This window comes from Streptococcus sp. oral taxon 056 str. F0418, assembly GCF_000220065.1.
In the GTDB taxonomy this organism is placed as follows: domain Bacteria; phylum Bacillota; class Bacilli; order Lactobacillales; family Streptococcaceae; genus Streptococcus.
In genome coordinates this window covers 998129-1024110 of sequence record NZ_AFQU01000001.1, presented here as the reverse complement: position 1 = coordinate 1024110, position 25982 = coordinate 998129, and the positions used below count along the sequence as shown (strand labels likewise).

At 41.3% G+C, this 25982-nt stretch carries 25 protein-coding genes; 23 read left to right on the top strand and 2 right to left on the bottom strand.

The annotated features are described in order from the left end of the window. Positions 1 to 570: 570 nt before the first annotated feature. The 23 genes from rpoB to HMPREF9182_RS04950 all read left to right on the top strand — a co-directional run bounded on the left by rpoB (position 571) and on the right by HMPREF9182_RS04950 (position 23509). A complete protein-coding gene (gene rpoB, locus HMPREF9182_RS05055; protein WP_009754699.1) occupies positions 571 to 4140 on the top strand; it encodes a DNA-directed RNA polymerase subunit beta in 3570 nt (1189 codons plus the stop codon). 40 nt (positions 4141 to 4180) lie between these two features. Beyond that, on the top strand, positions 4181 to 7828 hold the full coding sequence (gene rpoC / locus HMPREF9182_RS05050) for a DNA-directed RNA polymerase subunit beta' (RefSeq protein ID WP_009443709.1): 3648 nt from the start codon (positions 4181 to 4183) through the stop codon (positions 7826 to 7828). A gap of 353 nt (positions 7829 to 8181) precedes the next feature. Next, positions 8182 to 8559, top strand: coding sequence for a DUF1033 family protein (locus HMPREF9182_RS05045; protein WP_009754585.1), 378 nt, complete (start codon positions 8182 to 8184; stop codon positions 8557 to 8559). 86 nt (positions 8560 to 8645) lie between these two features. Then, entirely contained in the window at positions 8646 to 9587 is a 942-nt protein-coding gene (comGA, locus tag HMPREF9182_RS05040; protein ID WP_009754464.1) for a competence type IV pilus ATPase ComGA, read from the top strand. After that, a complete protein-coding gene (gene comGB, locus HMPREF9182_RS05035; RefSeq protein ID WP_083819049.1) occupies positions 9517 to 10551 on the top strand; it encodes a competence type IV pilus assembly protein ComGB in 1035 nt (344 codons plus the stop codon). Before comGA ends, comGB begins: the two co-directional genes overlap by 71 nt. After that, positions 10548 to 10865 (top strand): competence type IV pilus major pilin ComGC, encoded by a 318-nt coding sequence (gene comGC / locus HMPREF9182_RS05030; RefSeq protein WP_009754251.1) that lies wholly within the window; start codon positions 10548 to 10550, stop codon positions 10863 to 10865. Before comGB ends, comGC begins: the two co-directional genes overlap by 4 nt. Next, on the top strand, positions 10825 to 11517 hold the full coding sequence (gene comGD / locus HMPREF9182_RS11150) for a competence type IV pilus minor pilin ComGD (protein ID WP_083819048.1): 693 nt from the start codon (positions 10825 to 10827) through the stop codon (positions 11515 to 11517). The genes comGC and comGD overlap by 41 nt, the downstream gene beginning before the upstream one ends. A 40-nt stretch (positions 11518 to 11557) precedes the next feature. Then, entirely contained in the window at positions 11558 to 11938 is a 381-nt protein-coding gene (gene comGF / locus HMPREF9182_RS05020; RefSeq protein WP_050792380.1) for a competence type IV pilus minor pilin ComGF, read from the top strand. Next, positions 11919 to 12332: a competence type IV pilus minor pilin ComGG gene (gene comGG / locus HMPREF9182_RS05015; RefSeq protein ID WP_037602726.1), complete on the top strand. Its 414-nt coding sequence runs from the start codon at positions 11919 to 11921 to the stop codon at positions 12330 to 12332. Before comGF ends, comGG begins: the two co-directional genes overlap by 20 nt. Positions 12333 to 12362: 30 nt before the next feature. Continuing rightward, the gene (locus HMPREF9182_RS05010; protein ID WP_009443788.1) at positions 12363 to 13316 is read left to right on the top strand and encodes a class I SAM-dependent methyltransferase; all 954 of its coding nucleotides are present in this window, start codon (positions 12363 to 12365) and stop codon (positions 13314 to 13316) included. Between the two features lie 48 nt (positions 13317 to 13364). Next, positions 13365 to 14555, top strand: coding sequence for an acetate kinase (locus tag HMPREF9182_RS05005; RefSeq protein WP_009754281.1), 1191 nt, complete (start codon positions 13365 to 13367; stop codon positions 14553 to 14555). Between the two features lie 48 nt (positions 14556 to 14603). Continuing rightward, a complete protein-coding gene (locus HMPREF9182_RS05000; protein WP_009755125.1) occupies positions 14604 to 15260 on the top strand; it encodes a CPBP family intramembrane glutamic endopeptidase in 657 nt (218 codons plus the stop codon). 162 nt (positions 15261 to 15422) lie between these two features. Beyond that, positions 15423 to 16388, top strand: a complete 966-nt coding sequence (gene folP / locus HMPREF9182_RS04995; RefSeq protein ID WP_009754516.1) for a dihydropteroate synthase — start codon at positions 15423 to 15425, stop codon at positions 16386 to 16388. Between the two features lies 1 nt (position 16389). Beyond that, complete coding sequence (locus tag HMPREF9182_RS04990) at positions 16390 to 17724, top strand: bifunctional folylpolyglutamate synthase/dihydrofolate synthase (RefSeq protein ID WP_009443326.1); 1335 nt, start codon at positions 16390 to 16392, stop codon at positions 17722 to 17724. Beyond that, positions 17705 to 18517, top strand: a complete 813-nt coding sequence (gene folK, locus HMPREF9182_RS04985) for a 2-amino-4-hydroxy-6-hydroxymethyldihydropteridine diphosphokinase (protein WP_009754596.1) — start codon at positions 17705 to 17707, stop codon at positions 18515 to 18517. Before HMPREF9182_RS04990 ends, folK begins: the two co-directional genes overlap by 20 nt. Positions 18518 to 18616: 99 nt before the next feature. Then, entirely contained in the window at positions 18617 to 19324 is a 708-nt protein-coding gene (locus HMPREF9182_RS04980; protein WP_009443399.1) for an ABC transporter ATP-binding protein, read from the top strand. A 1-nt stretch (position 19325) separates the two neighbouring features. Further along, positions 19326 to 20114: a lantibiotic ABC transporter permease gene (locus tag HMPREF9182_RS04975; RefSeq protein ID WP_009754379.1), complete on the top strand. Its 789-nt coding sequence runs from the start codon at positions 19326 to 19328 to the stop codon at positions 20112 to 20114. Then, positions 20114 to 20836 (top strand): lantibiotic ABC transporter permease, encoded by a 723-nt coding sequence (locus HMPREF9182_RS04970; protein WP_009755072.1) that lies wholly within the window; start codon positions 20114 to 20116, stop codon positions 20834 to 20836. The genes HMPREF9182_RS04975 and HMPREF9182_RS04970 overlap by 1 nt, the downstream gene beginning before the upstream one ends. A 12-nt stretch (positions 20837 to 20848) precedes the next feature. Continuing rightward, positions 20849 to 21547 carry a response regulator transcription factor gene (locus HMPREF9182_RS04965; protein WP_009443821.1) on the top strand — a complete coding sequence of 233 codons (699 nt, stop codon included), beginning with the start codon at positions 20849 to 20851 and terminating at the stop codon, positions 21545 to 21547. Continuing rightward, positions 21514 to 22551, top strand: a complete 1038-nt coding sequence (locus HMPREF9182_RS04960) for a sensor histidine kinase (protein WP_009754857.1) — start codon at positions 21514 to 21516, stop codon at positions 22549 to 22551. Before HMPREF9182_RS04965 ends, HMPREF9182_RS04960 begins: the two co-directional genes overlap by 34 nt. A 149-nt stretch (positions 22552 to 22700) precedes the next feature. After that, positions 22701 to 22904, top strand: coding sequence for a helix-turn-helix transcriptional regulator (locus tag HMPREF9182_RS04955; RefSeq protein WP_009754627.1), 204 nt, complete (start codon positions 22701 to 22703; stop codon positions 22902 to 22904). After that, positions 22901 to 23065: a hypothetical protein gene (locus HMPREF9182_RS10485; RefSeq protein WP_009443631.1), complete on the top strand. Its 165-nt coding sequence runs from the start codon at positions 22901 to 22903 to the stop codon at positions 23063 to 23065. Before HMPREF9182_RS04955 ends, HMPREF9182_RS10485 begins: the two co-directional genes overlap by 4 nt. A gap of 9 nt (positions 23066 to 23074) precedes the next feature. Further along, positions 23075 to 23509 carry a hypothetical protein gene (locus tag HMPREF9182_RS04950; protein WP_009754920.1) on the top strand — a complete coding sequence of 145 codons (435 nt, stop codon included), beginning with the start codon at positions 23075 to 23077 and terminating at the stop codon, positions 23507 to 23509. 212 nt (positions 23510 to 23721) lie between these two features. On the opposite strand, the gene HMPREF9182_RS04945 is transcribed toward HMPREF9182_RS04950, so the two are convergent. Then, positions 23722 to 25206: a DUF1846 domain-containing protein gene (locus HMPREF9182_RS04945; RefSeq protein ID WP_009443585.1), complete on the bottom strand. Its 1485-nt coding sequence runs from the start codon at positions 25204 to 25206 to the stop codon at positions 23722 to 23724. Between the two features lie 262 nt (positions 25207 to 25468). Next, positions 25469 to 25864 (bottom strand): single-stranded DNA-binding protein, encoded by a 396-nt coding sequence (locus HMPREF9182_RS04940; protein WP_009443998.1) that lies wholly within the window; start codon positions 25862 to 25864, stop codon positions 25469 to 25471. Between the last annotated feature and the right edge of the window lie 118 nt (positions 25865 to 25982).

The following is a 25982-nucleotide window of genomic DNA, read 5'->3' as shown; positions in this document are numbered from 1 at the left end:
TTAATAATTTGTCGTTTGTTTTTTTGAAATATTGTCCAAAAAAGCTAACAGCAGTTAAATCAAACTTTCATAAGTCAGATTTAGCTGCTCTTTTTGTGCCTATTTTTAGAAAAAATTGTTTTTTGTAATCAATTTTTAATAATTCTGAAAATTACCCGAAAAGGACTAATTGTAGCTGTTTTACGATGCTGTGAAATGGCAGATACCCCTCTTTAGAGGTGTGGAATAAAACTTGAGCCAAAACTCGAAAAAAGATAAATTGCTTTGCGTTTATTAAATATTGCATTGCTTTCCTATTTTTTCGATTTGTAACGCTCTCCGTCTTAATTGAACTTGGCCTAAAGCTTCGTAAGAAATAGATTGTCTAGTGTTCATTGAATACTTTGCTCATTTCCTATTTTTACCTCGCTTTTTACGGCCAGAGTATCTTGGTCACTTGAACTCGGGACTACTTTCTTAGAGAAAGTGATTAGTTTCTGTGTTTAAAAGGCACAGTAGACTTTCGCTTTTCTATAGAAATTTCGATAAGTCGAATCGTCCCTTAGTATCTTATCATAAAGGAGTAAAAACTTGGCAGGACATGACGTTCAATACGGGAAACATCGTACCCGTCGTAGCTTCTCAAGAATTAAGGAAGTTCTTGATTTACCTAACCTGATTGAGATTCAAACAGATTCTTTTAAAGATTTTTTGGATCATGGTCTGAAGGAAGTCTTTGAAGATGTACTTCCTATTTCAAACTTTACGGATACCATGGAATTGGAATTTGTAGGATATGAAATCCGTGAACCAAAATATACGCTGGAAGAAGCGCGCATTCATGACGCTAGCTATTCAGCGCCGATCTTTGTAACCTTCCGCCTGATTAACAAGGAAACTGGTGAAATCAAGACTCAGGAAGTCTTCTTTGGTGATTTCCCAATCATGACTGAAATGGGAACTTTCATCATCAACGGTGGTGAGCGTATTATCGTATCTCAATTGGTGCGCTCTCCTGGTGTCTATTTTAATGATAAAGTTGATAAAAATGGTAAAGTCGGCTACGGTTCAACTATTATTCCTAACCGTGGAGCTTGGCTAGAGCTGGAAACAGACTCAAAAGATATCGCCTACACTCGTATTGACCGAACTCGTAAAATTCCGTTTACGACTTTAGTTCGTGCGCTTGGTTTCTCAGGTGATGATGAGATTTTTGACATTTTTGGCGATAGCGACTTGGTACGCAATACCATTGAAAAAGATATTCATAAAAATCCTATGGACTCTCGTACGGATGAAGCTCTGAAAGAAATTTATGAGCGTCTTCGTCCGGGTGAGCCTAAGACAGCAGAAAGCTCTCGCTCTCTTTTGGTAGCACGTTTCTTTGATCCGCATCGTTATGACTTGGCAGCGGTTGGACGTTATAAGATTAATAAGAAGCTCAACATCAAGACACGCTTGCTAAATCAAACCATTGCTGAGCCACTTGTTGATGCTGAAACGGGAGAAATCTTGGTTGAAGCTGGTACAGTTATGACCCGCAGTGTCATTGACAGCATTGCAGAGCAGCTGGACAATGGTTTGAACAAAATCACTTATATTCCAAACGATTCAGCTGTCTTGACAGAGCCTGTAGAATTGCAGAAGTTCAAAGTTGTAGCTCCGACGGATCCAGACCGTGTTGTGACTATTATTGGTAATGCAAATCCTTCTGACAAAGTTCGGACTGTAACACCAGCTGACATCTTGGCTGAGATGAGTTATTTTCTCAACTTGGCTGAAGGTATCGGCCGTGTGGATGATATTGACCACTTGGGGAACCGTCGTATTCGTGCAGTTGGTGAGCTTTTGGCTAACCAGGTTCGCCTCGGACTTTCTCGAATGGAGCGTAATGTTCGCGAACGGATGAGTGTACAAGATAACGAAGTACTAACTCCACAGCAAATCATCAACATCCGTCCTGTGACTGCAGCTATTAAAGAATTCTTTGGTTCTTCACAGTTGTCACAGTTCATGGACCAACACAATCCGCTGTCTGAACTTTCTCACAAGCGTCGTCTGTCTGCCTTAGGACCTGGTGGTTTGACCCGTGACCGCGCTGGTTATGAAGTGCGGGACGTGCACTATACTCACTATGGTCGTATGTGTCCGATTGAAACGCCTGAAGGACCAAACATCGGTTTGATCAATAATCTGTCTTCTTATGGACATCTTAACAAATATGGATTTATTCAAACGCCTTACCGTAAGGTAGATCGTGAAGCTGGCGTGGTAACCAACGAAATCGTTTGGTTGACAGCTGATGAGGAAGATGAGTTTATCGTAGCGCAGGCCAATTCTAAGCTTAATGAAGAAGGTGGTTTTGCGGAGCCTATCGTTATGGGACGCCACCAAGGTAATAACCAAGAATTCCCATCAGACCAAGTAGACTATATGGATGTATCACCTAAGCAGGTAGTTGCTGTAGCGACAGCATGTATTCCTTTCTTGGAAAATGACGACTCCAACCGTGCCCTCATGGGTGCCAACATGCAGCGTCAGGCTGTGCCTTTGATTGATCCAAAAGCGCCGTATGTCGGTACTGGTATGGAATACCAAGCTGCCCACGACTCTGGAGCGGCAGTCATTGCCCAGCATGATGGTAAGGTTACCTATGCGGATGCAGACAAGGTTGAAGTCCGCCGTGAAGATGGTTCTCTTGATGTTTACCAAATTCAAAAATTCCGCCGTTCTAACTCAGGAACTGCTTACAACCAACGCACCCTTGTAAAAGTTGGCGATGTTGTCGAAAAAGGCGACTTTATCGCTGACGGACCTTCTATGGAAAATGGAGAAATGGCTCTGGGACAAAACCCAATCGTTGCCTACATGACATGGGAAGGTTATAACTTCGAGGATGCGGTTATCATGAGTGAGCGTCTGGTCAAAGACGATGTCTACACCTCTGTTCACTTGGAAGAATACGAATCAGAAACACGTGACACCAAGCTTGGCCCAGAAGAAATTACCCGTGAAATTCCAAACGTAGGGGAAGATGCCCTGCGCAACCTAGATGAAATGGGTATTATCCGCATTGGGGCGGAAGTCAAGGAAGGAGACATCCTAGTCGGGAAAGTCACTCCGAAGGGTGAAAAAGACCTTTCTGCTGAAGAGCGCCTGCTTCATGCCATCTTTGGTGACAAGTCTCGTGAAGTTCGTGATACTTCTCTGCGTGTACCACATGGTGCTGATGGAGTGGTTCGTGATGTGAAGATCTTTACCCGTGCAAATGGTGATGAGTTGCAATCTGGTGTTAATATGCTGGTTCGTGTCTACATTGCTCAAAAACGTAAGATTAAGGTCGGAGATAAGATGGCCGGTCGTCACGGAAACAAAGGGGTTGTATCCCGTATCGTTCCTGTGGAAGATATGCCTTACTTGCCAGATGGAACACCAGTTGATATCATGTTGAACCCACTCGGGGTACCATCTCGTATGAACATTGGTCAGGTTATGGAGCTTCACCTTGGTATGGCAGCACGTAACTTGGGCATCCATATTGCGACACCAGTCTTTGATGGAGCAAGCTCAGAAGACCTCTGGGATACGGTCCGCGAAGCTGGTATGGACAGCGATGCCAAGACTATTCTCTATGATGGACGTACCGGTGAGCCGTTTGACAACCGTGTATCTGTTGGTGTCATGTACATGATCAAGCTCCACCACATGGTTGATGATAAACTCCACGCGCGCTCAGTAGGTCCATACTCAATGGTTACCCAACAGCCACTTGGAGGTAAAGCTCAGTTTGGTGGACAACGTTTTGGTGAGATGGAAGTTTGGGCTTTGGAAGCGTATGGTGCTTCTAATGTTCTCCAAGAAATCTTGACTTACAAGTCAGATGATGTCAATGGACGTCTGAAGGCTTATGAAGCTATTACCAAAGGAAAACCAATTCCAAAACCAGGTGTGCCAGAATCCTTCCGCGTTCTTGTTAAAGAATTGCAATCTCTTGGTCTGGACATGCGCGTTCTTGATGAAGATGATAATGAAGTAGAATTGCGTGACTTAGATGAAGGTGAAGATGATGATGTGATTCACGTTGATGACCTTGAAAAAGCACGTGAAAAGGCAGCTCAAGAAGCTAAGGCAGCTTTTGATGCTGAAGGAACAGAAGAATAATTCTTCACACTGACTAGAAAATGAAGAAAGGTAAGAAATAGTGGTTGATGTAAATCGTTTTAAAAGTATGCAAATCACCCTAGCTTCTCCCAATAAGGTCCGTTCATGGTCTTATGGGGAAGTGAAGAAACCTGAAACAATCAATTACCGTACATTGAAACCAGAACGCGAAGGACTTTTTGATGAAGTGATCTTTGGTCCAACTAAGGACTGGGAATGTGCCTGTGGTAAGTACAAACGGATTCGTTACAAGGGAATTATTTGTGACCGCTGTGGTGTTGAAGTCACTCGTGCCAAAGTTCGTCGTGAACGTATGGGACACATCGAATTGAAAGCGCCAGTCTCACATATTTGGTACTTTAAAGGAATTCCAAGTCGTATGGGACTTACTTTGGATATGAGTCCTCGTGCTCTTGAAGAAGTCATCTACTTTGCAGCTTATGTGGTGATTGATCCTAAGGATACACCGCTTGAGCACAAGTCTATTATGACGGAACGTGAGTACCGTGAGCGTTTGCGTGAGTATGGTGCGGGTTCGTTTGTAGCTAAAATGGGGGCTGAGGCTATTCAAGATCTCTTGAAACAAGTGGACTTAAAAGCTGAAATTACGGCCCTTAAAGAGGAATTAAAAACTGCAACTGGTCAAAAACGTGTGAAGGCAGTTCGTCGCTTGGACGTTTTGGACGCCTTCTACAAGTCTGGCAATAAACCAGAATGGATGGTTCTCAATATCCTGCCGGTTATTCCGCCAGATTTGCGTCCGATGGTTCAGCTGGATGGTGGTCGTTTTGCGGCTTCTGACCTCAATGATCTCTATCGCCGTGTTATCAACCGGAACAACCGTTTGGCTCGCTTGCTTGAGTTGAATGCGCCAGGTATCATCGTTCAAAATGAGAAGCGTATGCTTCAAGAAGCGGTGGATGCTTTGATTGATAACGGTCGTCGTGGTCGTCCAATTACAGGTCCAGGTAGCCGTCCGCTTAAATCATTGAGTCACATGCTCAAAGGGAAACAAGGACGCTTCCGTCAAAACTTGCTTGGTAAACGGGTTGACTTCTCAGGTCGTTCCGTTATCGCCGTTGGTCCAACTCTTAAGATGTACCAATGTGGCGTGCCACGTGAAATGGCGATCGAGCTCTTCAAACCTTTTGTAATGCGTGAAATCGTTGCGCGTGACATCGTGCAAAACGTAAAAGCAGCTAAACGTCTGGTAGAGCGTGGAGATGAGCGCATCTGGGATATTTTAGAAGAAGTGATTAAAGAACACCCAGTGCTTCTTAATCGCGCACCGACCCTCCACCGTTTGGGAATTCAGGCCTTTGAGCCCGTTTTGATTGATGGTAAAGCTTTGCGCCTGCACCCACTGGTCTGTGAAGCCTACAATGCCGACTTTGATGGTGACCAAATGGCTATCCACGTACCATTATCTGAAGAAGCACAGGCTGAAGCACGCATCTTGATGCTGGCTGCTGAGCACATCTTGAACCCTAAAGATGGTAAACCAGTTGTAACGCCGTCTCAGGATATGGTCTTGGGTAACTATTACCTAACCATGGAAGAAGCTGGCCGTGAAGGCGAAGGAATGGTCTTTAAGGATATGGATGAAGCTGTTATGGCACTTCGTAATGGCTACGTTCATTTGCATACTCGTGTCGGTATTGCTACTGATAGTCTCAAAAAACCATGGACAGCATCACAAAAACATAAGATTTTAATGACAACAGTCGGTAAAATTCTATTTAATGCAATTATGCCTGAGGAATTACCGTATCTGCAAGAGCCAACCAATGCTAACTTGACTGAAGGCGTTCCAGATAAATACTTCTTAGAACCAGGAAAAGATATCAAAGAAGCGATCCAAGAACTGGAATTAAATGTTCCATTTAAGAAGAAAAATCTTGGTAATATCATCGCTGAGATCTTCAAACGCTTCCGTACAACAGAAACATCTGCTCTTCTTGACCGCTTGAAAGACTTAGGTTACCACCATTCTACATTGGCTGGTCTGACGGTTGGTATTGCGGATATCCCAGTTGTAGAAGATAAGGCAGAAATTATCGAAGAATCTCACCAACGTGTAGATCAAATCACGAAGCAATTCCGCCGTGGTATGATTACGGATGATGAACGCTACAATGCGGTTACTGACGAATGGCGTGCTGCACGTGAGAAACTTGAAAAACGTTTAACGGCTAGTCAAGATCCGAAAAATCCAATTGTTATGATGATGGATTCCGGAGCACGTGGTAACATCTCAAACTTCTCACAACTTGCTGGTATGCGTGGTTTGATGGCTGCGCCAAATGGACGTATCATGGAATTGCCAATCTTGTCTAACTTCCGTGAAGGTTTGTCAGTACTCGAAATGTTCTTCTCAACTCACGGTGCTCGTAAAGGTATGACGGATACGGCCCTTAAAACAGCCGACTCTGGTTACTTGACACGTCGTTTGGTTGACGTGGCTCAAGACGTTATCATCCGTGAAGATGACTGTGGAACAGATCGTGGACTTCTTATCACTTCTATCACAGATGGTAAGGAAATGATCGAACCTCTTGAAGAGCGTTTGGTAGGTCGCTATACTAAGAAATCCATCAAACATCCTGAGACTGGAGAGGTCTTAGTTCCTGCTAATGTTCTTGTAACAGAGGATATGGCACGTCAAGTTGTTAATGCTGGCGTGACGGAAGTAACCATTCGCAGTGTTCTAACATGTAATACTCGTCACGGTGTCTGCCGTCACTGTTATGGAATCAACTTGGCAACTGGTGATGCAGTTGAAGTGGGTGAAGCAGTCGGAACAATCGCTGCTCAATCGATCGGTGAACCTGGTACACAGTTGACCATGCGTACCTTCCACACGGGTGGTGTTGCTTCAAGCTCAGATATCACGCAAGGTCTTCCTCGTATCCAAGAAATCTTTGAAGCCCGTAATCCGAAAGGGGAAGCGGTCATCACTGAAGTTAAAGGTGAGGTTACAGCCATCGAAGAAGATGCTTCTACTCGTACCAAGAAGGTCTTTGTCAAGGGACAAACTGGCGAAGGCGAGTATGTGGTGCCATTTACAGCTCGTATGAAAGTTGAAGTGGGTGACCAAGTGTCTCGTGGTGCAGCTTTGACCGAAGGTTCTATCCAGCCTAAGCATTTGCTAGCTGTTCGTGATGTCTTGTCCGTTGAAACTTACCTACTTGCTGAGGTACAGAAAGTTTACCGCAGCCAAGGGGTAGAAATCGGCGACAAACACATCGAAGTAATGGTTCGTCAAATGATCCGTAAAGTACGTGTCATGGATCCAGGTGATACAGATCTTCTCATGGGAACTCTTATGGATATTACAGACTTTACAGATGCTAACCGTGATGTGGTTATCTCAGGTGGAGTACCTGCGACAGCTCGTCCAGTCCTTATGGGAATCACCAAGGCTTCCCTTGAGACAAACAGCTTCTTGTCTGCAGCTTCCTTCCAGGAAACAACTCGTGTCCTGACAGATGCTGCTATCCGTGGTAAGAAAGACCATCTCCTTGGCCTTAAGGAAAATGTTATCATCGGTAAGATTATTCCAGCTGGTACAGGTATGGCTCGTTACCGTAACTTAGAACCACAGGCCATTAATGAAGTTGAAATCATTGATGAGGTTGTGGTGAACCCTGAAGGAGTTGAAACAACTGAATCAGTTGTAACAGAATAACATTAGTGAGAGTGGGACAGAAATCGGTAATTCGTTAGAATTCGATTTCATCGTCCCACCTCCGCACAGTTGAGTAGGGCTGTAAAAGCTGATGAAATCAGCGTAGTAGAGCCCACTCAACCACTGCGTCTTGCTCGACAAGCCAAAGACAATTGAGAGGCTAGGACTTTTGTCCCAGCCTCTTTTTATCCAGAAGTAAAATACATCTAAGAAATCTGGATACAAAATCAGTGTATAGAATGATTTACAGAGAGTTAGTGGCTGGTGTATATTTTTATTTATCAAAAAAATAAGCAAAATAATTTTAATCTCAAAGGAATTCTTATATAATATACGGTACAAAGGAAGAAAATATGTATTGTGTAATAGAGATGTATGGGGACTATGAACCCTGGTGGTTCTTGGATGGCTGGGAAAAAGATATTGTTCAAGAACAAAAATTTGAGAATTATTATGATGCTCTAAAATTCTATAAAACTAGATGGTTGGAGCTTGAGAAAGAGTTTAAACTATATAAGAGCCGGAGTGATTTAATGACGGTTTTTTGGATTGAGGATGATGTGAGATGGTGTGAAGAGTGTGATGACTATGTGCAACAATATCGATCTATCCTGCTCCTAGAGAATGAAAAAGTGATTCCAAATAGTAAAATTCGGCCAGGATATGCTAAGCAAGCTGGTATAGAGAAGCACCGTACTTGCCGAATGAGAGATAAAAAAGAAGAAAGCTGATATTTTTATCGGCTTTTTTGATTTGTTTGCGAATAAGTAATTAGGCAAGGCGTGAAAGTGTCTTGTATTTCTTTTTAGGAGGATTTATGGTTCAAGAAATTGCTCAAGCTATTGTTCGGCAAGCTAAGAAAGAGCAGGCACAAGATATCTATTTTGTACCGAAGGAAGGATGTTACGAGCTGTATATGCGCATTGGCGATGAGCGGCGTTTTATTCAAACCTATGAATTTGATCAATTAGCAGCTGTCATCAGCCATTTTAAGTTTTTAGCTGGGATGAATGTGGGTGAAAAGCGTCGTAGTCAGCTGGGGTCCTGTGATTATCGTTATGATGATAAGGAAACGTCAATTCGCTTATCTACAGTAGGAGACTATCGTGGTTTTGAAAGCCTGGTTATTCGACTTTTACATGATGAAGAGACAGAGCTAAAATTTTGGTTTACTCACTTTCCTGAATTGAGAGAAAAATTTAAAGATAGGGGACTCTATCTTTTTTCGGGACCAGTAGGGAGTGGTAAAACCACTCTCATGTATCAATTAGCTCAGCTAAAATTTAAGGGTCAACAGGTCATGTCCATTGAAGATCCTGTTGAAATAAAACAAGAAGAAATGCTTCAGCTACAGTTGAATGAAACGATTGGTCTGACCTATGAGAGTCTGATTAAACTTTCCCTGCGCCACCGTCCGGACTTGTTGATTATTGGGGAAATTCGAGATAGTGAAACAGCGAGAGCTGTGGTTCGAGCTAGCTTGACAGGAGCTACAGTCTTTTCGACGATTCATGCTAAAAGTATTCCAGGTGTGTATGAGCGCTTGTTGGAGTTGGGTGTCAGCGAGGAAGAGCTAAAGATTGTTTTACAGGGTGTTTGTTACCAGCGCTTGATTGGGGGAGGAGGTGTGATAGACTTTGCCAACAGCAACTACCAAGAGCACAAACCAACCAACTGGAATCAACAGATTGATCAGCTTCTTGCAGCGGGACATATCCATCCTGAGCAAGAACAGGCAGAAAAGATTAGGAACTGCTAAGCAAAAAAAGATTATCGAGCTATTTAATAATTTGTTTTCTAGTGGTTTTCACTTAGCAGAGATTGTAGACTTTTTAGGGCGAAGCGCTCTTTTAGAATCAGCCTATGTCCAACAGATGCGTCAAGGCTTGGCGAGTGGCCAGACATTTTCAGAGATTATGGCTGGGATGGGATTTTCACATGCAGTGTCAACTCAATTATCGTTGGCGGAGTTACATGGTAACCTATCTCTCGCTTTGCTGAAAATCGAGGAATACTTGGATAATGTAAGCAAAGTCAAAAAGAAATTAATAGAAGTAGCAACTTACCCTATGATGCTTCTTGGCTTTTTGGTGATGATTATGATGGGGTTGAGAAATTATCTTTTGCCTCAGTTAACTAGTCAAAACCTTGCTACTCAGATTATCAGCCAGTTGCCGAGTATTTTTTTGATAAGCATCTTGACTCTGGTTGGCTTAGTCGGTGGTACATACTTAGCCTTTAAGCGTCGGAAAAAAATTGTAATCTATTCACTTTTGGCTCGCATCCCTTTTATCGGATCGTTTGTAAAGATTTATCTAACAGCCTATTACGCACGTGAGTGGGGAAATATGATTGGACAAGGCTTAGAGCTTAGTCAAATTTTTCAAATCATGCAGAGCCAGAAATCAGCTCTATTTCAAGAAATTGGCCAAGACTTAAGTTTAGCTTTACAGAATGGTCAGGAATTCTCACAAAAGATTTCTTCTTATCCTTTTTTCAAAAAGGAATTGTCCCTAATCATCGAATATGGGGAAGTCAAATCTAAGCTAGGAAGTGAATTAGAAATTTATGCCTTTAAGACCTGGGAGGAATTTTTTAGTCGGGTCAATAGATCTATGAACTTGATTCAACCCTTAGTCTTTGTTTTTGTGGCATTAATGATTGTTTTATTGTATGCGGCAATGCTTTTGCCCCTTTATCAAAATATGGAGGTTCATCTATGAACAAATTAAAAAAATTACGCGTTAAAGCCTTTACTTTAGTGGAAATGTTAATTGTGCTTCTGATCATCAGTGTTTTGATGCTCTTGTTTGTCCCTAATCTAACCAAGCAAAAAGAGGCCGTTTCAGATACTGGAAATGCTGCGGTTGTCAAAGTAGTAGAGAGCCAAGCAGAGTTATATGAGCTTAAAAATACAGGAGAGCAAGCAACGCTTAGTAAACTAGTTGCTGCTGGAAATATCAGTCAAAAGCAAGCAGATTCTTATAAGGCCTACTATGGAAAAAACAATAGAGAAACTCAGGCAGTTGCCAATTAAGGCCTTTACGGTATTGGAAAGCCTTTTGGTTTTAATGATTAGTAGCTTCATCTTGATAGCTTTATCAACCTCTGTTCAAGCCTCTTTTGAGCAAATTCAGTCAAAAATATTCTTTTTAGAATTTGAACATTTTTATCAAGAAAGTCAGAAGCTTAGTACCTCTTCTCAGGGTAAGCTAGTCTTACAAATTTCAAAACAGGGAATTTCAAATGGCTATGCTCAGCTAAAGATTCCAAAAAGTGTTCAGTTATTGGAGGAAGAGCAGATTCAATTTGATAAAGTAGGGGGGAATTCTTCACTTAGCAAGATTCAATTTCAAACCAAGGAAGGACGAGTGACTTATCAGCTTTATATTGGAAATGGGAAATTTAAAAAACAACAAATTAAGGCAACGATTTTATTAGAAGCACTGTTAGCTTTAGGCATTTTCTCTATTATTGCTAGTTTATTACTTCATCAAATTTCTTATTCTCGCAGAGAAACGCTAGCGATTTTGCAAAAAGAAGAGGTCTTGCGGGTGGCTCAGATGGCCCTCCAGACAGGGCAGGACCAGCTTCAGTTAAATGGTATACAGGTTCAGGTTCAGCGGAACAAGGATCAGATTCGAGTGTTCTACCAGGGAGAGGAGTTGATTCACGTTGAGAAACGCTAAAATAGCTGCTTTTACCTTGTTAGAAGCACTTGTTGCCCTTATGGTTATTAGTGGGGGACTCTTGGTATTTCAAGCTATGACAAAGTTATTGGCAAGCGAAATACGCTATCAAGAACAAAGCAAGATAAAGGAATGGCTTTTATTTGCAGACCAGCTAGATGTCGAATTATCGCGTAGTCATTTTGAAAAAGTCGAGCAAAATAAGTTATATGTTAAGCAAGATGGAAAGTCAATAGCTTTTGGTAAATCTAAAAGCGATGATTTTAGAAAGACAGATGCTACAGGACGTGGCTATCAGCCGATGGTCTATGGTTTAAAAGATGCCCAAATTTATCAAGAGTCTAAAATAGTTCATTTGGTTTTGCAATTTAAAGACGGCTTAGAAAGAGAGTACATCTATCGTGTGGAAAAAGAAAATTAAAGCAGGAGTGATGATGTATGCTTTACTAATGGCAGCTGTGTTCAGCTTATTGTTACAGTTTTATCTTAATCGCCAAACTGCAAATCAGCGCAATTTCCTGCTCTTACAAGAAAGACAAACAGCTTATGCTATAGCTCTATTGACACAAAATGATCTGACGAAAGATAGTGGTGAATTGTCTTTTAACAAAGGGAAAAGCCGTTATCAGAAAGAGAATGGAAATCTATTAGTTGCAGTAGAGGTTTCAGATCGGACTTATGATTTTAACTTTTCTATAAAGGACAAGGATAAAAATGATGCTAAAAGCCAGGCAAATGAGGATGAAACAAAGAGTAAAAAGCTAAAAAAGAAAGAGACCAGTCAAGAAGTAAGGGATGATGGAAAAAAAGACTAAATTTTGATAAGATAGGGAGCGGAGGAAATCATGAATTTTGAAAAAATCGAAGAAGCCTACACGCTCCTTTTGGAGAATACCCAACTGATTCAAAATAGTTTGTCAACTAATTTTTATGATGCTCTAATTGAGCAGAATGGAATGTATCTGGATGGGCAAACAGATTTGGCAGAGGTTACGCAAAATAATCAGGCTCTAAAGGCTTTAGAACTGAGTAAGGAAGAGTGGCGACGGGCTTATCAATTTATATTGATGAAGGCAGCGCAAACGGAGCCTTTACAAGCTAACCATCAATTCACCCCAGATTCAATTGGCTTTTTATTGATATTTCTAATGGATCAATTAATAGAAGCGTCTGAAATAACTGTTCTTGAGCTAGGTAGCGGAACGGGAAATCTGGCAGAAACTCTCTTAAATAATAGTCAGAAACAAATTGATTATTTGGGAATTGAAATCGATGATTTGCTGATAGATTTATCTGCTAGTATAGCGGATGTAATGAAGTCAGAAGCACATTTTGCTCAAGGAGATGCGGTGCGTCCGCAAGTCTTGAAAGAAAGCGATGTAATGATCAGTGATTTACCTATCGGTTACTATCCAGATGACCAGATTGCTAGTCGTTACCAGCTAGCTAGTCAGACAGAACATACCTATGCCCACCATCTTTTGATAGAGAAGGGGCTAAAATATGTAAAGGCTGATGGTTATGCAATTTTTTTGGCTCCCAATAATCTTTTAACAAGTCCACAGAGTGATTTATTTAAGGAGTGGCTCAAGCATTCAGCCCAACTAGTGGCGATGATTACTTTGCCTGAAAATCTCTTTGCTTCTGTAACTCAAGCTAAGACGATCTTTGTCTTACAAAAGCAACAAGCCACAGATAGGGAAACATTTGTTTATGCTTTGTCTGATTTACAGAACCATGAAGAAATCATACGCTTTAGTAAAACTTTTCAAAAATGGTGTAAAGATAGTGAAAATTAAGTGAATTTCTGGTATAATAAACCTGAAAACGCTTAAACGAGGTGAAATATGTCTAAAACAATCGCAATAAATGCAGGAAGTTCTAGTTTGAAATGGCAGCTCTACCTAATGCCAGAAGAGAAAGTTTTGGCCAAAGGCTTGATTGAGCGGATTGGTCTTAAAGATTCTATTTCAACGGTAAAATTTGATGGTCGTGAAGAAAAGCAAGTGCTAGATATTACAGACCATACACAGGCTGTAAAAATTTTGTTGGACGACTTGATGCGCTTTGACATCATTGCATCTTACGATGAAATTACAGGTGTTGGACATCGTGTCGTGGCTGGTGGTGAGTACTTTAAGGATTCTGCTTTGGTGGATGAAGAAGTCATTCAGGAAGTTGAAGAATTGTCTCTCTTAGCACCGCTTCATAACCCGGCAAACGCTGCAGGGATCCGTGCTTTTAAAGAGTTACTACCAGATATTACAAGTGTGGTTGTTTTTGATACATCCTTCCATACGACGATGCCAGAAAAAGCTTATCGCTATCCATTACCAACGAAATATTATACAGAAAATAAGGTACGTAAGTACGGTGCTCATGGTACTAGTCATGAGTATGTCGCTCATGAAGCTGCAAAACTTTTAGGAAAACCACTTGAAGAATTGAAGCTCATCACTTGTCATATCGGAAATGGAGCATCCATTACTGCTGTTGATAAAGGCTTATCTGTTGATACTTCTATGGGCTTCACTCCACTTGGTGGTGTGATGATGGGGACACGAACAGGTGATATTGACCCAGCCATTATTCCTTATCTCATGCAGTATACAGATGATTTCAATACTCCAGAAGACATCAGTCGCATTTTGAATCGTGAGTCAGGTTTATTAGGGGTTTCAGAAAAATCAAGCGATATGCGTGATATCCATGAAGCCATGCGGATGGGCGATGAAAAAGCGAAATTAGCTAACGATATTTTTGTTGATCGCATTCAAAAATACATTGGTCAGTACTTGGCTGTTTTAAATGGTGCAGACGCGATTATCTTTACAGCAGGTATCGGGGAAAACTCAGTGACGATTCGTGATTTAGTAATCAATGGGATCTCTTGGTTTGGTTGTGATATTGATCCAGAAAAAAACGTCTTTGGTCAGTATGGAGACATCTCAACACCAGATGCAAAAGTCAGAGTTTTGGTTATCCCAACAGACGAAGAGCTAGTGATTGCGCGTGATGTAGAACGTTTTAAAAAGTAAGAATAAAGGGCTAGAAAATAAGCCCTTTTTTTACAGATAGGAGATTAGATGAAATTCTTTTTAGAAAAATTAAAATATATTGTTATGATTGGGCTTGCAGTTGTCTTGACTCAGGTTCCGTTTCTAGTCATTTTATCAATGGATAATAAGCAATCCTTGCTCAATACACTGATCGTGATTGCTGTTTACGGGTTAATCATCTCTTTGTTTTTGTATGTTGCAAAAAAAGAAAATCTGCTTACTTTTGATTTTAGTTTCTTTAATGGCTCATCAGTTAAGCTACTAGTGTTATCTTATTTTGCGAGTTTTGCGATTGGGATTTTAGCAGCGATTGTCATGCAGCTGGAAGGTGCACCTATTATTCCTCAAAATCAGGAAAGGGTGACCGAAATTACGCAGCAGATTCCTAAAATTATCAGTGTTATCAGCATTGTTATCGGGGCTCCCATTATGGAAGAGATTATTTTTCGTGGGTTGATTCCAAAGAAACTATTTGCACAGCATCAGGTCGTGGGCTATGTTGTAGGTGCGGTCCTATTTGGATTTTTCCATGGTCCGACGAACATTGGTAGTTTTATTCTTTATGGAGGAATGGGAGCAGTGTTTGCCTATGTGGCTCATAAGACAGATCGCTTGGAGATGTCCATTCTCGCTCACATGCTACGAAATGGAATAGCTGTTGTTCTTATGTTATTTTTAATGTAGTAAAAAGCGGCGCAGTCAAACGAGCATGCCTCTATGCTATTTTTTGTTTGAATATAAAACACGAGAGAGATCGAACCAAATTTCTCAAAGCTTGGTTTGCTCTCTTTTTTCTATGAAAAATGTGATAAAATGTAAGTAAATACATTTGATGAGAGAATAGAGATGACAAAGAATAGATTGTATCTAAAATCGCTAACTCCAGATGGAAAAACAGGCCTGTGCGGGATTATCAATGTTACGCCAGATTCCTTTTCGGATGGTGGGAGATATAATACGATTGAAACAGCTGTAGCTCAGGCGCGCCATCTAATTGCTCAAGGTGCCAATATGCTTGATATTGGTGGGGAATCAACTCGACCGGGTAGCCATTATGTTGAAGTAGAAGAGGAAATTCAGCGGGTAGTGCCGGTTATTGAAGCGATTCGAAAAGAAAGTGATATTGTAATATCGGTGGACACTTGGAAGGCATCAGTCGCTCAAGCAGCTTTAAAGGCTGGTGCAGATATTGTTAATGATATTACAGGATTACTAGGAGATGAGGAAATGGCTCAAGTAGTAGCAGAAGCTTCTGCTGGTGCTATTCTGATGTTTAATCCAGTTATGGCTAGACCTCATCATACAAGCGCAACGATTTTTCCTAAGTTTGGCTTTCAAGATGTTTTTTCAGCAGAAGAATTGACTCGCTTTGCTACCTTTGATATTGTAGATTTAATGTGGGCTTTTCTTGACAAATCTTTAGCAAAAGCGAAAGAGGCAGGCATTGAGCGTAGTCAGATTATGCTGGATCCTGGCATTGGATTTGGCTTAACTAAGCGAGAAAATCTGATTTTGCTACAGCATCTTCACGAGATTCATCAAGCAGGTTTTCCAATTTTTCTTGGAGTTTCACGTAAGCGTTTCGTGGTAAATATCTTAGAAGATGCAGGTATTGAGGTGGATCCAGAGACAGATTTGGGCTATCAAAATCGAGATATTGCTTCTAGCCATCTGACCAGTATTGCAGCAAGTCTTGGAGTAGAGATGTTACGGGTGCATGATATTTCTTATCACAAAATGGCAACAGAGATTGGCGATGCCATTCGCTTAGCTCAAGGAGCAGAAGATTTAACTTTGAGGCAGTACAAATAAGATGAAAATGACAAATGAGAAACCAGATTTAAGTTGGATTGCCCATTATCGAACGGAACAACCGAACTTTGGTCTGGAGAGAATGAACACCTTGTTAGCTCTTCGTGGAAATCCCCATAAAAAGCTTTCGATCATTCATATTGCTGGTACAAATGGTAAAGGCTCAACAATTGCCACACTTAGAGAGCTTTTGCGAGTTAGAGGATTGCGTGTAGGGACCTTTACATCACCCTATATTACTTCTTATAATGAGCAAATTGCTATCGATGGTCAAGCCATTTCAACTCAAGAGTTGAATCATCATTTGCAGGTTTACCAAGATCTATTTTCTCAACAGAGCCAAAATGACTCTCTGCAAGGTGTGACAGAGTTTGAGATTATGACAGCGTTGGCTTATGATTATTTTGCTCATCAAGCGGTGGATGTTGCTATTATAGAAGTGGGAATGGGTGGTCTTTTAGACTCAACGAATGTTTGTCATCCAGATATAACAGCCATTACAACGGTTGGCCTGGACCATGTTGCACTTTTAGGATCAACTCTTGGGGAAATAGCAGAGCAAAAAGCAGGGATTATAAAGCCCAATGTACCAGTTGTGACAGGAAAGATTGAAGCAGAAGCGCTAGAAGTCATTTGCCGAATTGCAGAGGATAAGAATGCTCCTCTTTATCTATACGGATCGGCTTATCAAGTTGACTGGAAAAAAAGTGAAACAATGAGTGAGGAGTTCTCACTACAGACAGAGCAACGTCCCCTTCACATTTATCAAACTCCTCTTTTAGGTTATTATCAAGTAGAAAATGCAGCCTTAGCGATTACAATTTGTGATTTGTATTGTAAACAAAAAGGTCTAGCTCTATTGAGTAAGGAAGAGATTGATGATGCGCTTAAAGCCATCGTTTGGCCAGCAAGAATGGAAAAAATAGCTGATACTCCGTTAATTTTTCTAGATGGAGCTCATAATCCGCATGCCTTAAGGCCTGTGTTACATTCTTTTCGAGAGCGTTTTTCTTCATATGATAAGCAGGTTTTATTTACCTGTATTCGGACCAAAGCACTAGATGAGATGTTGCAGTTGTTTACTCAAGCAGATGTATCTGTCACATTGACATCCTTTGATGATGATCGTGCAGTATCAGAGTCAGATATGAGGAGGCAAGCTAGACAGACAGGATTTTCATATCAAGCATGGCAGGAGTATCTAGACACATATTTACAGGAGCAACATACAGATAAAGAAGTGCTTCTGATCACTGGTTCGCTGTATTTTCTAGCACAGGTCAGAGCTTATATCTCAAAAAAGAAAGAGGAAATGAATGGATCAGCTACGGATTAAAGATTTGGAAGTCTATGCTTACCATGGCGTTTTTGCAGCTGAAAAAGAGTTGGGGCAACGTTTTGTCTTAGACCTTATCTTGGAATATGATATGACGCGAGCTGCGAAATCAGGTGACTTGACAGCTTCTGTTCACTATGGTGAATTAGCTCAGGAGTTGGTCAAATGGAGTCAGGAAAGTAAAGAAGACCTGATTGAAACCTTGGCTTATAAGCTAATCGATCGAATCTTCTTGGCCTATCCTTTGGTGCGGAAGATCAGTTTGGAAGTCAAGAAGCCCTGGGCACCTGTTCCTCTCCCTTTGGATACATGCTCCGTTCGCCTGCAGCGTGAGAAATATACCGCTTTTATCGGTCTAGGTAGCAATCAGGGAGATAAGTCAGCGAATTTGAGTGCAGCATTAGAAAAAATGGCAGAGCAAAATATAAGAGTTTTGCAGGCATCAAGCTGTATCGAGACAGAGCCTTGGGGGGGAGTTGAGCAGGATCCGTTTCTCAATCAAGTTGTTGAAGTTGAAACCTGGCTCAATCCTGAGGAATTAATGCAAACGCTCTTGGCTATTGAAGAAGATTTAGGGCGTGTGCGGGAGATCAAATGGGGACCGCGTGTGATTGACTTGGACATTCTTTACATAGGAAAACAGGAAATATTCAGTCCGGACTTGATTGTTCCGCATCCTTATGTGGCTGAGCGAGCGTTTGTTTTGCAGTCTTTGTTGGAAATCGCTCCGCATTTTGTAGATCCCGTTCAGAAAAAAAGTATCCGCAAGCTCTGGAGTGAAGTGGAAAAATAAACTCAAAAACTTGTCATTTAAGGCAAGTTTTTTTCTTGTCTGATTTTCTTCTGAACTTGCCATTGTAAAATGAAGTCAAATAAAGAAAAGGAGTTCAGTATGGAACATATTGTAAAAATTGATCGTGTTTCTAAAAAATATGGAGACAAGCAAATTTTAAAGGATATTTCTTTTACAGCTAGGAGTGGTCGCATTACGGCTTTTCTAGGGCATAATGGTGCAGGGAAAAGCTCGACTTTGAGGATCCTTTTGGGATTAGATCGAGCGACCTCTGGGACTGCGACTTTTGATGGACAAACCTATCAGTCAATGATTTATCCGCTCAAAACGGTAGGTGCAGCGTTTGACGGTATTGGTGGTCTGCCAAATCGAAAGGTTTATGACCATTTGCATATTATTGCTGCAAGTAATGCCATTCCAAAGTTTCGGATTGATGAGGTATTGGAGATGACTGGAATCACTCATAAGAAAAAGGATTTCTTATCAAGCCTATCTCTAGGAGAGGGACAGCGTCTGGGGTTGGCAGTAGCTTTACTAGGTGATCCCCAGTTTCTAATATTAGATGAGCCGACCAATGGACTGGATCCAAGTGGGATTAAGTGGTTTAGAAAGTTCATTCGCCAGCAGGCTGATTTAGGGAAAACCGTCCTTCTATCCTCTCATATCCTGTCTGAGGTACAAATGGTAACAGACGATGTAGTCTTGATTCATCATGGGCAAATTATCGAACAGGGAACGCTAGAAGATGTATTACAAGGAACAGATAGTTTAGAAGAGCTCTTCTTCGACTTAACAGAGGAGGTTTAAGATGAAAGAAACGATGTCCTTATTGCATTCAGAGTGGTTGAAAATCCAATCAACCAAGGCTTTCAGGGTAAGCATGGTCTTCATGCTGTTATTGGTACCTGCCGTATCCTGGCTAGAGGGACGCCAGTATCTGTCTATCGGTTTAGATGCGACCCCTGAGACGGTTCCTGGTCTGGCAGAAGCTATTGATCCACTGGAATATCTAGGTCTTAATGGCGCATCTATGGGGGGAATGGTTTTAGTCATTTTAGCTGGAATTATGGGAGCAATGGAATTTCAGTCTCACAGCTTGCGAACCAGTCTATTGGCTTGTAATAACCGTTTGAAGCTACTCGTGGGTAAAATATTGACCTTTGGTTTGTTTTCACTCATCATTAGCTTGTTATCCATTTATTTGAGCTATATTGTCATGCACTTGGCTTTAGGAAAAGAAGGGCTACATCCAATTTTACTTAATCAAGCTGCCTGGAGTCATCTGTTATGGAAGGCACTAGCTACTGCATTGTTGGGTCTCCTGTCATTTTTATTGGGATTGCTTGGGCGGACAATGTTGCTTCCCTTACTCTTTCTTGTTCCCCAGATCTATAATTTGGGAAACTACCTAGCTACCCACACGAGTTGGGGAGCTTATTTGCCACAGCCCGCAGGAGAGTTATTTGTTGCAACGCCGACTTCTCAATATGCTAATAATCCCTTGCAAGGACTCTTGATACTAAGCGTATGGTTGCTAGTCATTGGTGGAGCGACCTCTCTGCGCTTTTTGAAGACGGATTTAGGAGGACGCTACTGATGATAAAAGCTTTGCTTAGAAGTGAATGGATTAAGTTTCGTTCTTACTATCTTGCTCTTGGTGCAGCCTTGGTAGCTCTAGTAGCTGTTCCATTTTTTCTGATGAATCTTGACTACAGTCAGACAGCAGTTGGCCAGGCAAAGGCTCTGAGTGAGGCTTTGCATGCCCTCTATCTGGCACAGCCTGTTGTCGTTATCTTTACTTCGCTCTATTTTGCACAAGAGTTTGTCAAGTCAGGGATGCGAACGAATTTTCTAACCGTATCAAATAGAAGGGCTTGGTTGGCTGGGAAAATCTCATTTTTGAGCTTGTTGCTCTTGGTTCTCTATAGTGTCATTATAAGTAGCTGTTTCTTTGTTATGCTGGCTCGATTTGACCTAGACTTTAGCTGGTCCTTACTGGGGAAATTCCTCTATTACAGCTCTTTTGGTCTTCTCAGCAATCTTTTTCTGGCTCTGTTAGCTGCTGGACTCGCTTTGTTCTTTCAATCTTGGGTTGTGCCGGTGTCGGTACTCTTTCCTCTCTTGATTGGTCTCAGTCGTTTATTGGCAACCTTCATCAAAGAAGCAAAATACCTGCCCGATCTGGCTACGCTAAATCTTTTTGAATATGAAGGTCTTCAGCATTCAATAGATCTATCTGGGCTGGGAATACAGTTGATCTGGTTAGGCTTGGTTTGGAGCTCTGCTATATTCTTAACCTTGAAACGAGATGTTCGCTAGAGGTATGCTATAATGGAGATTATGAGACAGTATCGTATTTTGGTGGTTGATGATGACCGGAGCATTTTAAAGCTGGTGAAAAGTGTCCTAGAGATCGATGCTTATGACGTGATGACGCTTGATCGGATAGAAGAGCTAGAGCTGACGGATTTTGTCGGATATGACTTGATTCTTCTGGATGTGATGATGGAGCCTGTTAATGGTTTTGAGCTATGTTCCTACATTCGTCCTCATCTTTCGTGCCCCATCATCTTTCTGACGGCTAAGGAGTTGGAGGCGGACAAGGTGGAAGGGCTCTTTCGTGGTGCAGATGACTATATTGTCAAACCTTTTGGAACCAAAGAATTGCTGGCGCGTGTCAGAGCGCATCTTCGGCGGGAGGAAAGACGTGAGGAGCGCTATTCTGAAATTTCTTCTTGTCAATTTTATCCAGAGCGCTATGAAATTGCCTGTTTTGGTAAAGTCTTGAAATTCTCAGAGCGAGAGTTTAAATTGCTGCATTTACTAGCTAGCAATCCCAAGCAGACCTTTTCAGCTGAACGCTTGCATACTTTACTTTACCCAGAAAGCTCAGAAACACAGCTTCGCTCCATCTCAGAGTACGTCTATCAGATTCGTCAAAAATGCAAACAAGAAGGGCTACAAGCAATCGCGACAGTGAGAGGAGTAGGCTATAGATGGCAATTAGGACCCGAAATTTCAAAAGCTTAGTCTGGACAACCAGTTTGAAAATCGTCTTTTTTCATGTTTTGATTTTTGTATTGATAGGCTATGAATTTTCTCAAGGTGGCAAGCAAGTTCTTTTTACCTTGTTCTTTTGGGCAGGAAGCTTGCTCCTGATTACTTTTTATCATATTTTAAAATTGCTCCGAAAAATCAATCGGGAAATAAAAATGCTAACAAGCGAGAAGCTTTTAGAAGAAAATCAAAGCAAACTATTTCGGATTGAGGAGATGCTAGAGGTCTATGGCGATTTGCGGAGTAGCCACCAAGAAAATGCTTGTCTTCTAGAAAAAGAGCAGCAGCATAATCAGGAGTTGATTCTCCAGCTATCAGCGACATCGCACGATTTGAAAACGCCACTAACTGTGATTAAGGGGAATGCTGAGCTCTTGGAATTGGCGCAGTTGAGCCAACCACTTGCAGACTATACTACTGAGATTTTGCAGGCTAGTCACAAGATGGAAGAGTATTGTGGTTCTTTGATTGATTACGCTAAGACCTTTCAGATTGATTCTAATCAGTTCAGTCAGCTCTCCTTGGAGGACTTTTTGGCTTCTCTACAGGACGACTGGGCACTGTTCAGCAAACAGGAAAGCTATCGTTTCTACCTTCAAGAAGATTGTGATCTTAGTCTGATTTTGTCCATTCATTTGGACTATCTCAAGCGGGCTTTGCTCAATATTTTACTGAATGCGCTTGAACATGCTGACCAAGACCAAAAAGAAGTGAAGCTGACGGTATCATTACAACAGGACCAGTTGGTTTTTACTATCTGGAACAACGGCCCAGCATTTTCAGAGGAGGTATTGCGGGGAGCGGAACAGCTCTTTTACCAGAGTGACCAAAGTCGCAATTCTGAAAATCCCCATCATGGTATCGGCTTAGCCTTTTCTAAGCAGGTCGCTCTCTTGCATGGTGGTCGTCTGACCCTGTTCAATCCAGACCAAGGAGGAGCTTGCGTTGAGTTGACTGTAGCCTTAAAAGGCAAATAACAAAGGAAATCAATCAAGATGCTAAAAGGACTGAAATATTTAAATTTTCAGTCCTTTTTTTGCCGCGTTCTTCTTGACAAAAGATGTAAAGGAGACTATACTATATTTGAAAAGTAAAGCTTGTTTTACATTTCAAGAAGGAGGCAGCCTTGGAAAATCGAATTCAAGAATTACGAAAAAGAAAAAAGCTCAGCCAGGAGGAGCTGGCTGAGAAGCTAGAGGTTACGAGACAAACGGTTATTTCTTTGGAAAAGGGCCGCTACAATGCTTCGCTCCTTTTGGCTCATAAAATTGCATCCTTTTTCAGTTTAAGAATTGAAGAAGTGTTTCTCTTTGAGGAGGATGAATCATGAAATGTACTTATTTGTGTAAATGGATATTGGCTATTTTGGTGGTAGTTGGCTTATCTTATCTCCATTTGCAAGCCAATTTTATCCCTAAGGAAATTCTGCCTTTTGTGGGAATATTCCTGATTGTGGCGATCTTGAAAATGTTTCAAGCATATGAAAAATAGGAGGCCGACATGGAAATATTAACTAAACAAGAATTTAGGAAAAAACTTCAAAGGAAAGTTATCGTGGGACGTATCTTAACCTTTATCATCTTGGTAGGACTGGCCTGGAGTCACTTTCATTCTCTGGATGATCAGCAGGAAGGAGTCTTGGTCGGCATACTGTTGGGGCTTTCTTTGATGACTATTCGGTATAATCTGGCCCTAAGACGGGAGGAAAATTTTGAGAATCTCTACATTCAGGTGACTGATGAGCGCAATCGCATGATTGAAGAAAAGACTCGTACTCTGCTTTTTAATATCCTTTTGCTGCTGGCAGCGTGCTTGAGCGTTTTATCTATGATTTTCCCAATCATCTTAAGTCTCAATCAGTTTCTGACCTTGACCGTTATCCTAGTTTTGGGACTTTACTATCTCTTGCGTCTTCTCCTGTCCAAGCGTTATTAACAAAAAAGAGGCTGGGACAAAAGTCCTAGCCTCTCAATTGTCTTTGGATTGTCGATCAAGACGCAGTGGTTGAGTGGGCTCTACTACGCTGATTTCATCAACTTTTACAGCCCTACTCAACTGTGCGGAGGTGGGACGACGAAATCGAATTCTAACGAATTACCGATTTCTGTCCCACTCTCCTCTCAACAAGCTTTTAACAGAGCTTGTTTTTATTTTCTATATAGTCTGTCATACTGATAAACAGGATCAAAAGTGACGTTGATGCCCAATCTACGTAAAACATTTTTATCTTCGTCGGTTAAAGTAACTGTAGAATGCACTTCACTGCCTTTGAGATTGCCAAGTTGTTGCATAGCACGGGCAGCATCCTGATTTTCCATGGCTGTGATAGCTAGAGCCATTAAGATTTCATTTGAATGTAGACGAGGGTTACGACTACCTAAATGATTGATTTTCAAGCCTTGAATTGGTTTGACATACTCAGGTTCGATCAACTTGGTCTCCTTAGCGATATTGGCTAACTTTTTAATAGCGTTAATCAATACAGCAGCGGTAGGACCAAAAAGCTCAGATGTTTTACCTGTTACGATTTCACCACTTAGTAATTCAAGGGCAAGGGCAGGATCTCCTGTTAATTCAGCTTTAGCACGCGCAGCGATGGTTACTTTACGATCAAGAGGCGTGATACCTAAATCGTTCATCAAAAGTTCGATTTTTTTAACAGCTGATTCAGAAACACGTTCGGCTTTGAAATCAACGACGGTTTGATAATATCGACGAATAATTTCTTGTTGAGAAGCTTCGATTGCTGCATCGTTATCCACGATAGCAAAACCGACCATATTGACCCCCATATCCGTTGGAGAAGCATAAGGTGATTTTCCAAGGATACGTTCCAGCATACGCTTGAGGACTGGGAAGATTTCAATATCACGGTTGTAGTTGACAGTAGTCTTACCGTAGGTTTGCAGGTGGAAAGGATCAATCATGTTGACATCATCGAGGTCTGCTGTTGCTGCCTCGTAAGCTAGATTTACTGGATGATGCAATGGCAGGTTCCAAACAGGGAAAGTCTCAAACTTGGCGTAGCCTGATTTGATGCCATTGATTTGGTCGTGGTACATGTTGGACAAGCAAGTAGCCAATTTACCAGAGCCAGGTCCAGGTGCTGTAACGACTACCAGATTACGGCTAGTCTTGATGTAGTCATTTTTCCCCATACCTTCAGGTGAGATGATATGATCCATGTCAGTCGGATAGCCCTTGATTGGGTAGTGGATGTAAGAATCAATACCATTTTTTTCTAATTGGCTACGGAAGAGATCAGCGGCTGGCTGACCAGAATATTGGGTGATGACTACGGAGCCGACAAAAATATCCAGCTCGTTAAAGGTATCGATTAACCGCAGCACTTCCTGATCATAGGAAATGCCTAAATCACCACGTGCTTTAGAGTGTTCGATGTTATTGGCATTAATCGCAATGACAATCTCTACTTGGTCTTTGAGTTCTTTAAGAAGTCTGATTTTATTGTCCGGCTCATAACCTGGCAGGACGCGGGCAGCATGGAAATCTTCCAGCATTTTGCCACCAAATTCCATGTAAAGTTTGCCCTCAAATTGATTAATGCGCTCCAAGATATGGTCGCGCTGTAAGTTTAAGTATTGTTCTGAATCAAAAGCAATTTTTTTCATGTATATTTTCACCTCTGCTAAGCATTATAACAAAAATAATCAAATTTTGGGAATAGAAGCGACTAAGAATATAAAATGCTTTACAAAGAGCGAATATATGGCATATTTTTATGAAGAAGTACAAAAGCTGGACAAGAGTGTCGCAGCTTAATGTTTTATGGAATTTCAATCTAATTATAGAAGTATAAATTTTAAAATAACTGAGTAGTTTTGGTTCGGCACCTGTAGGAGAGTTTACATTACTTCCTTGAAATACAGTGACTTAGAAAGGAAGATCCTCTTCTTCAAGGACTAGATCTGCCAAGTCGGCTCCAGTATTATTCTCACGAATAGCTCGTTGGGCACGACTTTCTAAAAGTTGAAAACCATGCCCAAGCACTTCTGTGACATAATGCGTGACGCCATCTTTTTCATATCGACGTGTACGCAATTCTCCATCAAGAGAGATGAGACTACCCTTACTAGCGTAACTAGCCAGTGTTTCAGCAAGTTTGCCCCAAAAAACGATATTAATAAAGTCGGCTTCACGTTCACCATTTTGATCTTTGTAGCGGCGATTTACGGCTACAGTTGCTCGTGTAACTGACTTTTCGTTGTTTGTTTTATGCAATTCTGGTGTGGCCGTCAAACGACCAATGATAATAACTTTATTGTACATTTATTTTCCTCCTACCTATTTATTCGTAAGAGAAATAAAAAAATCGTGAAAAATTGTATTCAACTCAAAAAATTAGATAGAATATCTAACGATTGAGGGATTTCACCATTCACGATTT